General features: G+C 72.6%; 13 protein-coding genes and 1 pseudogene. 3 read left to right on the forward strand and 11 right to left on the reverse strand.

Annotated elements, in window-relative coordinates; genetic code table 11:
* Positions 1 to 249 (reverse strand): annotated as a pseudogene (locus AOK00_RS02925) (carboxyl transferase domain-containing protein); the annotation flags it as partial.
* On the opposite strand from AOK00_RS02925, the gene AOK00_RS02930 reads away from it, so the two are divergent.
* Entirely contained in the window at positions 185 to 1,531 is a 1,347-nt protein-coding gene (locus AOK00_RS02930; protein WP_079041812.1) for a carboxyl transferase domain-containing protein, read from the forward strand. The pseudogene AOK00_RS02925 and the gene AOK00_RS02930 sit on opposite strands and share 65 nt — an antisense overlap.
* Positions 1,532 to 1,658: 127 nt before the next feature.
* Here the strand turns inward: AOK00_RS02930 and AOK00_RS02935 are convergent, their stop codons facing one another.
* Positions 1,659 to 2,141, reverse strand: coding sequence for an SAM-dependent methyltransferase (locus AOK00_RS02935; RefSeq protein ID WP_055598752.1), 483 nt, complete (start codon positions 2,139 to 2,141; stop codon positions 1,659 to 1,661).
* A gap of 69 nt (positions 2,142 to 2,210) precedes the next feature.
* Positions 2,211 to 2,732 (reverse strand): hypothetical protein, encoded by a 522-nt coding sequence (locus AOK00_RS39940; RefSeq protein ID WP_254047217.1) that lies wholly within the window; start codon positions 2,730 to 2,732, stop codon positions 2,211 to 2,213.
* A gap of 239 nt (positions 2,733 to 2,971) precedes the next feature.
* Here AOK00_RS39940 and AOK00_RS02945 point away from each other — a divergent pair, with 239 nt between their 5' ends.
* A complete protein-coding gene (locus tag AOK00_RS02945; RefSeq protein WP_055598753.1) occupies positions 2,972 to 4,666 on the forward strand; it encodes an FAD-dependent monooxygenase in 1,695 nt (564 codons plus the stop codon).
* Here the strand turns inward: AOK00_RS02945 and AOK00_RS02950 are convergent.
* The 5 genes from AOK00_RS02950 to AOK00_RS02970 form a co-directional block, all read right to left on the reverse strand.
* Positions 4,643 to 6,289, reverse strand: coding sequence for a glycosyl hydrolase family 8 (locus tag AOK00_RS02950; protein ID WP_055598754.1), 1,647 nt, complete (start codon positions 6,287 to 6,289; stop codon positions 4,643 to 4,645). The genes AOK00_RS02945 and AOK00_RS02950 overlap by 24 nt on opposite strands.
* Before the next feature lie 208 nt (positions 6,290 to 6,497).
* A complete protein-coding gene (locus AOK00_RS02955; RefSeq protein WP_159041679.1) occupies positions 6,498 to 7,031 on the reverse strand; it encodes an RICIN domain-containing protein in 534 nt (177 codons plus the stop codon).
* A gap of 104 nt (positions 7,032 to 7,135) precedes the next feature.
* Positions 7,136 to 7,495: a hypothetical protein gene (locus tag AOK00_RS02960; RefSeq protein WP_055598756.1), complete on the reverse strand. Its 360-nt coding sequence runs from the start codon at positions 7,493 to 7,495 to the stop codon at positions 7,136 to 7,138.
* Between the two features lie 96 nt (positions 7,496 to 7,591).
* Positions 7,592 to 8,566 carry a helix-turn-helix domain-containing protein gene (locus tag AOK00_RS02965; protein WP_079041814.1) on the reverse strand — a complete coding sequence of 325 codons (975 nt, stop codon included), beginning with the start codon at positions 8,564 to 8,566 and terminating at the stop codon, positions 7,592 to 7,594.
* Between the two features lie 212 nt (positions 8,567 to 8,778).
* Positions 8,779 to 9,894 carry an AI-2E family transporter gene (locus AOK00_RS02970; protein ID WP_055598757.1) on the reverse strand — a complete coding sequence of 372 codons (1,116 nt, stop codon included), beginning with the start codon at positions 9,892 to 9,894 and terminating at the stop codon, positions 8,779 to 8,781.
* A gap of 136 nt (positions 9,895 to 10,030) precedes the next feature.
* On the opposite strand from AOK00_RS02970, the gene AOK00_RS02975 reads away from it, so the two are divergent.
* On the forward strand, positions 10,031 to 11,044 hold the full coding sequence (locus tag AOK00_RS02975; RefSeq protein WP_055598758.1) for a hypothetical protein: 1,014 nt from the start codon (positions 10,031 to 10,033) through the stop codon (positions 11,042 to 11,044).
* 72 nt (positions 11,045 to 11,116) lie between these two features.
* On the opposite strand, the gene AOK00_RS02980 is transcribed toward AOK00_RS02975, so the two are convergent.
* From AOK00_RS02980 to AOK00_RS02990, 3 genes are read right to left on the reverse strand one after another with little or no spacing between them, the layout of a single operon-like run.
* Positions 11,117 to 11,749, reverse strand: coding sequence for a 4'-phosphopantetheinyl transferase family protein (locus AOK00_RS02980; RefSeq protein ID WP_055598759.1), 633 nt, complete (start codon positions 11,747 to 11,749; stop codon positions 11,117 to 11,119).
* A 10-nt stretch (positions 11,750 to 11,759) separates the two neighbouring features.
* Positions 11,760 to 11,993 carry a hypothetical protein gene (locus AOK00_RS02985; RefSeq protein ID WP_055598760.1) on the reverse strand — a complete coding sequence of 78 codons (234 nt, stop codon included), beginning with the start codon at positions 11,991 to 11,993 and terminating at the stop codon, positions 11,760 to 11,762.
* A gap of 20 nt (positions 11,994 to 12,013) precedes the next feature.
* Positions 12,014 to 12,928 (reverse strand): hypothetical protein, encoded by a 915-nt coding sequence (locus tag AOK00_RS02990; protein WP_055598761.1) that lies wholly within the window; start codon positions 12,926 to 12,928, stop codon positions 12,014 to 12,016.
* Positions 12,929 to 13,370: the final 442 nt, after the last annotated feature.

A 13,370-nucleotide genomic window follows, 5' to 3' on the forward strand; every position in this document is an offset into this window, starting at 1 on the left:
GCCGCCGAGGAACCCGAACTCGAAGGAGATCAGGACCGCCCGCACCCCGCCGATCCCACCCGTGCCGCAGACCACCGACTCGGTCTCGCCGGTACGGGCGGAGGCGCGCGCGTGCGCGGCCGAGTAGCCGGGCCATCCCAGCGGTCCGTCGTCCGCCAAGGGCCCCTCGTCGAAGGGGAACTCGGTGAAGTCGTCGCCGGCGACGAGGGCGATCGCCCCGCGTGCCGTCGTCGCCGGCGACGACTTCACCGAGTTCCCCTTCGACGAGGGGCCCTTGGCGGACGACGGACCGCTGGGATGGCCCGGCTACTCGGCCGCGCACGCGCGCGCCTCCGCCCGTACCGGCGAGACCGAGTCGGTGGTCTGCGGCACGGGTGGGATCGGCGGGGTGCGGGCGGTCCTGATCTCCTTCGAGTTCGGGTTCCTCGGCGGCTCCCTCGGGGAGCGGACGGGTGCGCGCGTCGCCGCGGCCCACGCGCGGGCCCGCGCGCGACGGCTGCCGGTGGTCGTGCTGCCGGCGACCGGCGGCAGCCGGATGCACGAGGGCATGCGGGCGCTGCTCCAACTCCAGCTCCTGGCGGGCGAGTCGGCCCTCACCCGCGCCGCCGGGCTGCCGCAGGTCGCCGTCCTGCGTGACCCGACGACGGGCGGCGGCTGGGCCACGCTCGGCGCCGGATCGGATGTGGTGCTCGCGCTGCCCGGCGCCCAGGTCGGCTTCGCCGGTTCCCGGGTCCGCCCGCCGGACGCGGACCCCGCCGCGTACACCGCGGAGGCGCAGCTCGCACACGGCCACATCGACGCGATCGTGGCGCCCGACGCGCTCCGTGACACCCTCGGGCGGTGGCTCTCCCTGCTCACGCGCCCCGCCGAAGGGCCGGTGGCGCCGCCGCGCGCGCTCGGCGACCCGGACACGCCGCCCGCCGCCGACGGCCGGGAGGCGGTGGCCCGGGCCCGGCACGCCGAGCGCCCCCGGGCTGCCGCGTACCTCGACGCGCACTTCTCCGTCCTTGAGGAGATCTCGGGCGACCGCGCCGGAGGTGTCGACCCGGGGATGCGGTGCGGCTTCGGGCGGCTCCCCGACGGCCGTACGGTGGCGTACGCGGCGCAGTGCGGGACCGCGACCCGCCCGGCCGGTTTCCGTACGGCCACCCGGCTCGTGCGGCTCGCCGACCGGCTGGGGATCCCGGTCCTCACCCTCGTCGACACGCCGGGCGCGGCCAACGACCCGGCGGCGGAACACGCCGGCGCGGGCCCGGCGATCGCCGACCTGTTCGCCGCCGTCGCCACCGCGCGCGTCCCTGTCACCTCGCTCCTCATCGGCGAGGGCGGCTCGGGCGGTGCCCTCGCCCTCGCGGCCCCCGGCAACCTCTGGGCCACCCCCGACAGCTACTTCTCGGTGATCGCCCCGGAGGCGGCCGCGTCGATCCTCAAGCGGCCGCCGGAGGAATCCGCCGCCACGGCGGACCAACTCCGCCTGCGCCCACGCGACCTCCTGGATCTGGGCGTGGTCCGGGGCATCGTGGAGGGCTGAGGCCCGCCGCAAGGTGCGGGCCCCGGCCCGGCCGGTGCTTCGCCCCCGCCCCCGGAGCGGGTACGCCGGAGGTCTCGTCCTCGCCGACCGGAACGGCGCGGCCGTGGAGGCCCGCGCGTCCGCCGGCTCAGTAGTAGTGCCGCATGATCTCGTCCGCCCAGGCCGGCTGGGTGGTCGGGCCCTGCGGGGCGAACTCGGCCATGTACGGCTTGATGTCCAGGACCGGCGTTCCGTCGACCGCGTCGAGGCCGCGCACGTGGACGTCCAGGCCGTCCGTGCGGACCAGCACGCAGCGGGAGAGACCGAGCCGGTTGGGGCGGTTCTTGCCGCGCTGGGCGAAGATCCCGACCAGCGGCCACTCCGTGTTGCCGCGCGGGTGACGGGCACCGGTCTCGACTGCGTCCGGTCGTACGCGGTCGAAGTGGTAGACGACCTCCAGGTGCGAGAACGCGTCCAGGCCGGCGAGCGCCTCGGGGCCGAAGGCCTCCGCGTCCAGCCGGATGACCGACTCGACGTCGCCCCACTCGTCGTCGCGCACCTCCTCTCGCCCCCCGACGACGTGGCCCACCGGGTGGGAGACGACGGACTGACTGATCTGTTCCTGTGCCATGAGGTCCTCGCTCTTTCCTGCGCCCTGAGGGGATTCCCGCCCGGCACGCTATCGCTGCTCCCAGGGCGGTCACATGCCGGGCCCGTACCCCGGATCGGGCCCCTGGCGGGGATGCCACACCGCCGCGACGCCCCAGAGGCCGAGCGCGACGACGGCGGCGCAGACGAGGAACGCCGCCCACGGGCGGAGCCACCGCGTCGCCGCCGCCCAGGTCATGGGCGGGACGAGGAGTCCGGCGAGGAGGATCAGCGGCAGCTCGACGAGGATGACGCTCCAGTCCCGGGCGTGCGCCTCGAACCCGCCGTCGATGCTGTACGAGGCTCGGGGCAGGGCGAAGACCCCGGCGACGGTGACCCCGGCGACGGCGAGCAGACAGCCGACGGCGCCCTGGGCCCGTCCGTCGTCGTCGGAGGCGTCGCTTCTTTCATCGTTGCCATCGGCGGCATGGCTGCCATCGGTGACCTCGGGTCCAGCGCTGCCAACGGTGACCTCGGTGCCTTCGGTGGCCTCGCCGCCTCCGCCTTCGGTGGCCTCGCCGCCTTCGGTGATCTCGCCGACGCCGTCCGGATCAAGGGCGGGGTTCTCGCTCATGCCCGGGAGGGACGCCGGACGCCGCCCACCGGTTCCGTACGCCGGTTCGAGTCATGCGACCCCGTGCACCCCTCACCGCCCCGGCTTCGGGCGCGGCGCGGGTTCCGCGGACCCACCGGCCGGTACAGACGCCCCACGCGCGCACGCGGTCCGGACCGCACGGCTCGCCGAACGGGCGGCCGCGGGTGACCATGGACAACGGGACCTGGCGAGAGGCCGGCCGGCACTGGAGGGCACCCGTGGCGCACACCGGCACCACCACCGACGTACTGATCGTGGGCGCGGGTCCCGTCGGCCTGAGCGCCGCCGCCGAGCTCCGCAGGCACGGGGTGCGCTGCCGGCTCGTCGACCGGTTGCCGGCCAGACTCCCGTACGCCAAGGCCGTCGGGATCCAGCCGCGCACCCTGGAGCTGTGGGACCGGATGGGTCTGATCCGCGCCGTCCTGGAGGCCGCCGTCCCGATGCGCGGCCAACTGACGTACGTCAACGGCGCGGAGGCGGCACGGATCGCGCTGGAGCTGCCACCGGACGTGCCGTACGGCTTCGCCGCGCTGCCGCAGTACGAGACCGAGCGGCTCCTGGAGGAGTACGTCGCCGGCCTGGGGACGCACATCGAGCGCGGGACGGAACTCGTCTCGTTCGTCCAGGACGCGCACGGGGTGACCGCGCTGCTGCGCGGCGCGTCGGGGTTCACCGAGGAGCTGCGGGTCCCCTATCTCATCGGCTGCGACGGGGCCCACAGCGTCGTACGCAAGACACTGGGTCTGTCGTACGAGGGCGACGCGTTCCCGGAGGCGTACATGCTCGGCGACGTGGTGGCCGAGTCCGACTGGGACCTGCCCCAGGGGTACGCGCTCCGCTGTGAGCACCGGGCCGCCGACGGATCCCTCGACGACGTCCTCGTCTGCATCCCGCTGCCCGGCGCCGGCCGCTACCGGATGTCGATGAAGGTGCCGCCCGAGCCGGCCGAAGCGGACGACGCGGCGCAACCGTCCCGGACCACCGCCCCGCCGGACGGTCTCGCCCACGGCCTCCAGGGCGGTCACGGCCCCGAGCTGTCCCGCCTCCAGGACGTCGTCGACCGGCTGGCCCCGGGCCCGGCCCGGCTCTCCGAGCTGCGCTGGTCGTCGGTCTTCCGCATCAGCCACCGCATCGTCGGCCGCTACGGCGAGGGGCGGGTCTTCGTCGCGGGCGACGCCGCCCACATCCACCCGCCCACGGGCGCCCAGGGCATGAACACCGGCATCCAGGACGCCGCCAATCTGGCCTGGAAGCTCGCCCTCGTGGTGAAGGGCGTGGCCGGACCCGCGCTGCTCGGCAGCTACGACGCCGAGCGCCGCCCGGTGGGCGAGGAGGTCGTCGGCCGTACCGTGCGGCACGCCACCCGGGGCATCGAGAACGACCGGGACGACCTCACGACCGTGCTGCTGCGCGAGGCCCAACTGCTGGTCGGCTACCGCGACGGCCCGCTCGCCGGCGCCCCGTACGGGCCGGTCGACGCGCCGCAGCCCGGCGATCTGGCTCCGGACTGCGGTGGTCTGAGCACACCGATCGCCGTCCACCCGCTGCGGCTGCTCGATGTCCTGCGCGACCGCCCGGGACACGCGGCCGTGCTGTACGGGGCCGATGTCACCGGGCTCGCGCGGGCGGTGGCGGCGGCGAGGGCGGCCGCCGGCGAACGGCTGCCGCTCGACGTCGTCGCCCTGCTCCCCCGGGAAGCCGATCCGGACACCGCCCCCGCCCTCGGCGCTCCGGCGTACCGGGACGCCGCCGGGGAGTTCGCGCGGATCTACCTCCCCGACGGCGCCACCGGCTTCGTCGTGCGCCCCGACGGGCAGCTCGCCGCGCGGTTCCCGCTCGGCGCCACCACGGCGGCCCTGACGGACTGCCTCACGGCGCTGTCCGTACCGCTACGGGACCCAGTGGTTGCCTGAGGCCGTGATCATGACCTGGAGCTGGATGCTCGCGGAGAAGTAGCTGCTGGTGTCGACCGGGGTGGCCAGCATCTTGTTCCACAGGGCGTCCAGCCAGGCCTGGCTGCCGGAGTCCGTCATCGCCGCCACCGCGAACGGGGCGAAGAAGGCGGCCTCGCTGCCCGCCGAGATCTGGGTGCCGTTGAGCTTGTAGCCGATGGCGATCTTGTTCGGGTCGCCGCCGGTCTTCGTCTTGATCCAGCTGTTGATCTTCCGCGCGGCCGCGAGCGACGTGGCGTCGCCGCTGGTCACCGCGTCGTCCGCGATGCGCCACGGGGTGCGGCAGGCGTTCCACCAGTACGCGCCGTCGTTGGGGTCCTCGAGGACCTGGCCCGGAGCGGGCTTGGGCGTGGTGTTGGTGTCGACGACGAAGTCGGGGAGGAGTCCGGTGCCGGAGGCGTAGGTCGACTGGAGACGGGAGATCTGGGTCTGGTGCGCGGTGCGCACGGCGTCCCAGGTCGTGTCGCCGGAGGCCGTACGGAAGGCGCGGAAGTGGTCGACCATCCAGTCGGAGGTACGGGATATGTAGTAGTACTGGTCGCCGGAGCTGCTCCAGTCGCCGAGCTTCAGGAGCTTGGTCGTCGGGTTGAGCTCGTCCTTCTTGATCGCGGCGATGTGCTTGAGCGCGAGGTCCTTGTAGTTGTACGTGCCCGCGCTGCCCCACTGCTTGTCGGCGAGGAGCAGGCCGTAGGCCACGTCCATGTCGCCGTCGGTGGCGCCGTCACCGCCGTTGACGCTGCGGCAGTTGACGTCCTGTTCGGCGGCGAGCAGGTTCGGGTTGATGGCGGACGGGTGGTCGATCTTCCACTTGACGAGGCCGTCGAAGATCTTCTTCGCGTCGGGGTCGGCGCCGGCCATGGTCGCGGCGACGACCATGCCGTAGCCCTGCGCCTCGGCGACGTACGGGTGGTCGGCGTCGGGCGAGATGATCTGGTACCAGCCGTTGCCGCAGTTCTGCCGGACGAAGGCGGACTTCCACTTGTTGTAGTACTCGACGACCTTCTGGTCGAGGGTGGCCTGGGAGCCGGAGGGCTTCAGCATGCCGGCGGCGTAGGGCTTGAGGTGGCTGCCGAAGGGGACGGCCGTGCCGCCGCCTCCGCCGGTGCCGGTGGGCGCGCCGTACACCTCGAACTCCCAGAGGGAGTAGCCGTACGCGGTGCCGCGGCCGGTCCCGTACATGCGGACGTAACGGCCGCTGCCGGAGACCGTCAGGTCGTCGGTCGCGCCGTCACCGGCCGTGGTGGAGTAGACGTCGGACCACGTCGAGCCGTCGGCCGAGGTCTGGATCCTGTACGTCTTGCCGTACGCGTCCTCCCAGTTCAGCTTGACGCGGGAGATCGTGTGATTCGCCCCGAGGTCGATGCGGATCCACTGCGGATCGACCCCTTCGAGGCTCGCCCAGCGAGTGGCCGCGCTGCCGTCCACCGCGAGGCCGGGCCCGAAGGCCGAGGTCTCGACGGACGAGGCCGTCACCGCCTTTCCGGTGGACACCAGACTGTCGGCGGCCTGTGCCTGCGGCAGCACCGTCAGGGGCAACGCCAGCAGACCCGCGAGCCCGAGAAGCGAGACGCTTCGTCGACGCATGACAACTCCCTTTCCCTCCATGGCCAATGGTTAGGAAATATTCCTAACCATTGGCCGGGAGAGTAGAGAGACCGGGAGTCCCGCGCAAGACCCCGGGCCACATCCGGGACGCGGGCCCCTGGGGCGCGGGACGTTCGAGCCGGCCCCGCGTCACGGGGCCGGGGTGCTCCCACCGGTCCGCTCCCGTGTCACTTCACTCCACTTCACTTCACGTCACGTCGGCGGCGTACCACAGCTGGTTGTCCCCGTAGTGGCAGTCCCACTGGCGGGCCTGGGCACCGTCGGCGCGGCTCCAGTCCGCGATCTCGAGGCACTTGCCGCTGTTCACGTTCCACAGGACGACCACGTCGAACCCGTCGACCGTCGTGCCGCCCCACTCCCACTGCTGGTTCGCCCCGCCGTGGCAGTCCCACTGCCTGACGGCGGCGCCGTTGGCGCGGCTCCAGTCCGCGACCTCGAGACACTTGCCGCTGTTGGCGTTGAACACCTGCTTCGACGCACCACCGAACCACCACAGCTGGTTGTTCCCCAGGTGGCAGCCCCACTGCCCGGTCCCGGCACCGTTCGCCGTGCTCCAGCCGCCGACCTCAAGGCACTTGGAGCTGTTGAAGTTGGTGAGCCTCTGCCATTCGGTCCCGATGGCCGCGGACGCGGGCGACGCGGGAAGGCTCAGGGACACCAACACTCCGGCGGCGACCGTCCCCACGGCGCGGCGGACGAACTTGGCCATACGGCTTGACATATCCATCTCATTCTTTTGATCGTCTGAAGAAGTGGCGCTGGTGAGAGGTCCTACGGCCACGGCCGGGACGAAAGCCGGCGCCATGGCCTGAAGACCTCCCGGGGTCAGGAGGAGACGGTCGTCCAGTCACCGCTCTGCGAGGTGGGCACCCACGCGTTCGTCTCACCGAAGTACGTGGCGAACGAGCAGGAACTGCCCTTGTAGAAGGTGACATTGACCTCGCCCTTCCACCACCATCCCCCGACCCAGGTGTCCTTGCCCGGAGTGCTGAAGCAGCCCGACGCCGGGGCGCCGTTCTGGTTGTAGCCCTGGACGCGGATGGAGTAGACGAGGCCGCTGCTGTCGTGGAAGTGGATCTGCTGTCCGTTCGACGCGGCGAACGACTGCCCGGCGGAGCCCACCACTCCGGCGAAGGCCAGGGCGGCGGCCCCCGCGACGGTGGCGACCTTGGTGCGTACGTTCATGTCCCGTGACTCCGTTCACGCTGGGATGGTGTCTCCAGCGGTGAACTTAGGCCCGAGCGGCTCGCGATGGTGTGCGTGACGTGCAGGGTTCCTGTGCTATCCGTGCCGCGGGGTGACCTGGGACGACGCACGATGCTCGGTCGGGGTGATCCCGTAGGCCTCGCGGAACGCCCGGCTGAAACCGGTGGCGCTGGAGAAGCCCCAGCGCGCCGCGATCACCTGAACGGACTGCCCTCTCATGGCCTCGCACGCGAGGTCGGCGTGGGCGCGCTCCAGTCGGCTCTGTCGGATCCGTGCCGAGATGGTCAGGGGCTGGTCGCCGAGGAGGGTGTAGAGCCCCCGCAGGGACATGTTGTGCCGCTCGGCGATCATCCGGGGCGTCAGACCGGGGTCGCCGAGATTGTTCTCGATGAAGCGGTCGATCCGCCGCACCGTCTCCCGCGCGCGGGCCTCGGCGGGCGCCTCACGGGGGTCACCGAGCTGCTGCGCGAGAAACACGGCGGCCAGGTCGAGGGCGACGGTCCCGAGCCCGCGCAGTTCCTCCGGGCGGCAGAGCGGGCCACGTCTGAGCAGCGTCCTCAGGAAGTCGGCGACGATCGCCCCGGACCCCACATCCGCAGGCAGGTCCCGCGCCAGGAGCCGGTCCACCCGGTCCGCGCGTATCGGCAGGGCCTGCCGGGGAATCTGCAGGACCACCGACTCGCTCTGCTCACCGAGGCACGCCCCCTCGCTCGGCCGTGAGCTGTCCGTGAGGACGAGTCCCCCCGCCACCACCGAGTCGTTGCCCCGCTGGGAGATCCTGACCGCACCTTGGGTGACCAGGGCCAGTTGAAGGTGCTCGGGATCGCCGCGCCGCACATGAACCGGGGTGCGGCGCGAGACCACCGGAGAGCAGGCCAGGGCGGACAGCCGCACCGTACCGAGGTTCAGGTCCGTGACGCTCGCCCGGAACTCGGCCGCGTGCCGGGTTCTGAGCATGACGGGCATGACCTCGGTGGACACGGTCTGGCAGAACCAGGCGAACCTGTCCTCACGTGCCCCTACAGCCTCTGACGCAACCAGCGATCCCATGCGGCCCCCCAAGCCTCGACGCGGCAGCGGTCCGACCCCATGCCGGTAGCCACACAGCCGTGCGTCACCCCCCGCTGCCGCATGATCGATTATCAGGCATGCACTTTCGGACACTCACGGCGCACCGGGTACTGGCGGCCCGTCAGTTCGCGCAGCCGGACGCGTCGATGACCGAGGCGTTCCGCGCAGGCTTCCACGGGCCCCGGCGTGCGTCAGTCCCCCGTCGTCGGCGCGCCGCCCTCCGCCGTCGCCGCCCCGGTCTCCGCCGTCGCCGCGCGGGCGTCCCGTAGCGCCGTGTGCACCGACCAGACCACCGAGACCAGAGGCACGGCCACCACGGCACCCACGATGCCCGCGGCGATCGAACCGGCGATGACCGAGATCGCGACCACCAGCGGATGGAGCCGTACGGCCCAGCTCATGACGAGCGGATGCAGGAGGTGGCCCTCGATCTGACCGATCACCACGATCAGTCCGATCACGACCGCGGCGACCAGAGGGCCTTGCGAGGCCAGCGCCACGACGGCGGCGACCGCCAGGGCGATGGGCGAACCGATCAGTGGCACGAACGCAGCGACGAACTCCAGGAGGGCCAGGGGCACCGCGAGCGGGACGCCGAGGAGCCACAGGGCGATCCCGACGAGCACCGCGTTCACCGCCGCCACGAGGACGATCCCGTGGGTGTAGCCGGTGAAGGTCCGCCAGGCGGCGCGCCCGCCGACCGCCACCCGCTCGCGGACCGACCCGGGCAGCTGCTTCCGGAACCAGGCCCACTGGCGGTCGCCCGAGTGGATGAAGAACACCGCGGAGAACACGGCGAGGGCCAGCGTCGTCAGCACGGCCACCACATGGTGGGCGCCGCTCACCGCCTCACTGACCAGGGTCGAGCGATGGCTGGAGAGGTACTCCCCGATCTTGGCCTGGAGGTCGCTCAACGCCCCCGGGTTCAGCCGGAACGGAGGCCGCTCCAGCCAGTCCTCGATCCGGCCGACCCCCACCCGGAACTCGCGCACGAGGGTGGTCCGTTCCCCCGCGACCGCCTCCCCGACCAGGGCGAGCACGCCCAGGACGAGCGCGATGCTGCCGAGGAGGGTGAGCGCCACGGCGAACGGCCTGGGCAGCCCGCGGGCGACCACGTCGGCGAGGGGACGGAGCAGCGCGGTGATCACGAGCCCGAGGAACAGGGCCACGCCGATCTCGTGGAACCGTCCGAGCACCGCGAACAGGCTGTAGACGAGCACGCCGACGACGAGCAGCCGCCACGCGTACGCGGCGGCCGTACGCAGGAAGGGGCTGACCGTGACCGTCGGTGATGTGCCTGGCTGCATCCCACCGACCTACCACCCACGACGACCTCCTGTCGTCAGGATCACAGGCCGGGCGCCGGGAACTCCGCCGATCGGCGGTGCGGCGGCCACACAATGGGCGCATGTCGTACGGACGGTCGGCGCGAGGAGCCCGTGGATGAACCACCCCCGCGTACCCGTACGGCCGCTCGCCCACGAGCCCCTGCCCGGCATCACCGAGGGGCTGGGGACCATGGACGGCCTGCTCCTGCGCGACGGCGCCTCCTGGCTCGTGACCCGGCACGAGGGCACGATCACCGTCGGCAGGGTCGACGCCGACCCGTCCCGGGTGCTCGCCGACCGCGCCACCTGGCGGCTCCCGGCACCGGACGACGCCTCCGGCACCTACTGCTCACCCCTGCCCGGCGGCGCCCTGGCGGTCAGCGGCCGGCGGGCCGTCACCGTGTACGAGTCGGACGGGACCGTCCGCTGGGCGCACCACCACGAGGAGTGGCGGCACTCGCCCGGGGCCTCCGGCGCGTGCGCGCCCGACCCGGCCGGCCGGGTCCTTCTGGCGGCCATGGCCGGGCCCTTCGGACCCGGCGGAACGTACGCGGGTGACATCTGCCGGGCCCTCGACCTGACCACCGGTGAGGTGCTCGCCGAGCACGTCCTGGCGTCCTTCTCGGCGACGTACGCCTTCGAGCACTTCCCGGACGCGCGCCCCGAAGTGTTTCTCACCGCCTCCATGGGCCAGGACGGCACGCACTGCCTCCTGGTCACCCGCACCGCCGCCGGTCTCGACGTCCGGGCGGCGGGCAGCGCCGAGGAGCCCCACGTCGGCCTCGGCGCCGACGGGGTGCTGATCAGCCAGGACGTCGGCGGAGGCTATCTCTGCCGCACCCAGGACGGCGCCGACGACGTCGTCGTCGAGGCCGGCGAGGTTCTCTCCGAGGACTGGGGCTTCGTCGGCTACACCCCGGGCTTCGTCGACGACGAGCGGATTCTCGTGGTGGCGGCCGAGGAACAGTGGGCGGAGGAGGGGGTCCACCTCCTGCTCGACGCCCGCACCCTCAGGCCTCTGGCCGAACTCGGCTACCCACGGCCGCAGGGGGTCACCGCCGTGCCGCTCGGCGACGGCACCTGGCTCACCCGCGACGGCGAGGGCGTGCGACGCTGGGCGACCGCCTGAGCTCAGAACGTCGCCGGGCCGGACCCGGTCGGGGCGAGCCGCCGTGCCGGACCCGGCTCGGGACGACGTTCGTCATGCGGAGGCGATCGTGATCCGCGTCGTGCAGGCCACAGCGGCGACGGCCGCGCGGGGCCGGTCCGTCCACTCGTGGAGCCGCATGTCGTCCTGGTCGGCCCGACCGGTGGGGCCGGCCTTCATCCGGGCTTCCGCCCGGACCCACAGGCGCAGCAGCGCCGGGCCGGAATCCGGTCGGGCCGCGGCCTCCGCGAGGTCCGCTTCGGGGAGGAGACGGCGGAGGACGTGTACGGGGCCGGGGCGGCGCGTCGAGGGCTCCACGTCGACGCCGATCGCGCCCGGCCCCACGGCGGCCGCGACGAGACCGTCGGCGTGACTGAGGCTGACGCCCGTCCCGGGGCGCCCGCGCAGGTACGGGCGACCGTGGCCCTGCCCGCCGCACGCGGGGCACAGCTGGGCGAGGGCAGGCGTGTCCGGCGGAAGACCGGTGACGCGGGCGACGCACAGCCGCACGAGGAGGCGCGCCGCCAGTACGTCGTCCCGGCGGCTCGGCAGCCGTATCCCCGTGAGACGACGCCGTTCCCACGGGGCCAGCAGGCCCTCGTCCAGATCGGGGTGGGCCAGCACCTCCCGGGTCGTCGCCACGACGGCCAGCGCCGCGGCCCGGTCCGGCTCCTGACCGCCCGTCACCTGCGGACGCTCAGCCGGCGGCGGCGCTCAGGAAACGTTCCTGGACGCGGCCGAGGGTCCGGAAGTCGTCGATGGTGACTTCCTGGAGGTCGATGGTGCTCCCGGAGAGCTCCTCAAGGAGGTCGATGAACTCCAGGAAGTCCATCGAGTCGATGAGACGCGCCTCGATGAGGTCCTCGTCGTGGGCGATCGGGCCGTCGAGGCCGGGGTTCTTCTCGTGAAGCCACTCGGCGATGCGTTCCATGGGGAGAGGTCGCTCCTTGCTCACAGCTGTCGTGGGGAAAGGGGAAAGGGATGCGGGGACCGGGACGCCGCCTCGTTTCGGACGCGGGCGTCGCGGAGCCGGTCCAGGGCCTGCTCGGGGGTGTCGTGGGCGAGGATCATCGCGTGGATCCAGCGCTCGACGCCGAAGGCCACGCAGGCGCTGTACGCCGGCCCCGCCGAGCCCGCGCGGATGCCCAGCCGTTCGCCGAAGAAGTTGCGGTGCCGGTTCACGGAGGCGATGGCCGTGCCGTCGGGGGCGCAGAACTCGTGCTTGACCGGGTCGAGCGCCATCAGCCTGGCCCGGGATCCGCCCTTGTCGTAGAAGGGGTCGTCGGCCACGGCCCTGTTCAGCTCCAGGCCGAGGAGCCCGGCCGCTTCGAGGATGAACTCGGCACCCCGTTCCAGGTGTTCGACGGATCCCTGCTTGGTGCCGAGGTACAGGACCTCGCGCATGTGGAAGCCCCACAGGCGGCGCAGTCCGTCGTAGTGGGTCTCGTTGCGGAAGCAGCGGCCCGCGGCGGAGAGGCGGAGGCCTTCCTCGCCGACGTCCCGGCCCTCCAGGGAGAGCAGCAGTCCGTAGCAGGTCGCGGACGGCAGCAGATGGCCGGTCGGCCGCAGGGGCAGCTCCCCCGGCGTCTCGCCGGCCGCGAGTCCGTCGAGCGCGTCCGGGGCGAAGCGTCCCGCGGAGACGCCGAGATGGGGGAAGTTGCGGAAGAAGTCGAGGCGCGCCAGACCCTCCACCGACAGCAGCGGCGGGCCGACGACCTCCGGTGCCGAGAGTCGTTCGGCGAGTCCGGTGAGCAGTTCGTCGAGACCTCGCAGGAGCGCGGTCCGGACCGGGTCCAGCGTGATCAGGCCCGCACCCGGGCTCTTCAGGCCGCCGCCGGGCAGGGCCGTGGCGCTGGGTGTGCTCATGGAAACCGCTCCCTCTGGGCGTGGGCGAACCGAGATGCAGGTGAACGCCCCTGGATGCGATCGCCGTCGATCGCGAAGCGCAGCAGCGATGAAGCCGGCTGACATCCCTGTGGGACCGGACTGCGCAGGGGGACACTAGGTCAGGCTCGGGCATGTTGTCTAGACCAAAGCCAATAGGCTGTCATATGCAACTCGGCATATTGAGACGCCACTTGACAACGAGCATGGTCTAAACCAATTCTTTTGAACGGCGTGGCCCGTCCCCCGCACCCCGCGCCGCAGTGCGTCCGCTCCGCACCCCGACGTCCACCCTTCCGACCGTCCACGCCACTCGCCCCGGCTCCGCGCCGAGGGTGTCTCCGCGCTGCCCGCCGGCCGGGGAACGCGTTGCCCCGACTCCCGCCCTGGAGGGACCAGATGACGACGCCCGCACCCCATCGCC

The sequence above is a fragment of the Streptomyces aureus genome (assembly GCF_001418135.1).
Taxonomy (GTDB): Bacteria; Actinomycetota; Actinomycetes; order Streptomycetales; family Streptomycetaceae; genus Streptomyces; species Streptomyces aureus_A.

What these genes read in the sequence shown, in the direction of transcription:
- AOK00_RS02985 (WP_055598760.1), bottom strand. Translation starts at nt 11,993, where the DNA reads ATGGAACGCATCGCCGAGTGGCTTCACGAGAAGAACCCCGGCCTCGAC.
- AOK00_RS02955 (WP_159041679.1), bottom strand. Translation starts at nt 7,031, where the DNA reads ATGTCAAGCCGTATGGCCAAGTTCGTCCGCCGCGCCGTGGGGACGGTC.
- AOK00_RS39940 (WP_254047217.1), bottom strand. Translation starts at nt 2,732, where the DNA reads ATGAGCGAGAACCCCGCCCTTGATCCGGACGGCGTCGGCGAGATCACC.
- AOK00_RS02935 (WP_055598752.1), bottom strand. Translation starts at nt 2,141, where the DNA reads ATGGCACAGGAACAGATCAGTCAGTCCGTCGTCTCCCACCCGGTGGGC.
- AOK00_RS02970 (WP_055598757.1), bottom strand. Translation starts at nt 9,894, where the DNA reads ATGCAGCCAGGCACATCACCGACGGTCACGGTCAGCCCCTTCCTGCGT.
- AOK00_RS02990 (WP_055598761.1), bottom strand. Translation starts at nt 12,928, where the DNA reads ATGAGCACACCCAGCGCCACGGCCCTGCCCGGCGGCGGCCTGAAGAGC.
- AOK00_RS02965 (WP_079041814.1), bottom strand. Translation starts at nt 8,566, where the DNA reads ATGGGATCGCTGGTTGCGTCAGAGGCTGTAGGGGCACGTGAGGACAGG.
- AOK00_RS02960 (WP_055598756.1), bottom strand. Translation starts at nt 7,495, where the DNA reads ATGAACGTACGCACCAAGGTCGCCACCGTCGCGGGGGCCGCCGCCCTG.
- AOK00_RS02975 (WP_055598758.1), top strand. Translation starts at nt 10,031, where the DNA reads ATGAACCACCCCCGCGTACCCGTACGGCCGCTCGCCCACGAGCCCCTG.
- AOK00_RS02950 (WP_055598754.1), bottom strand. Translation starts at nt 6,289, where the DNA reads ATGCGTCGACGAAGCGTCTCGCTTCTCGGGCTCGCGGGTCTGCTGGCG.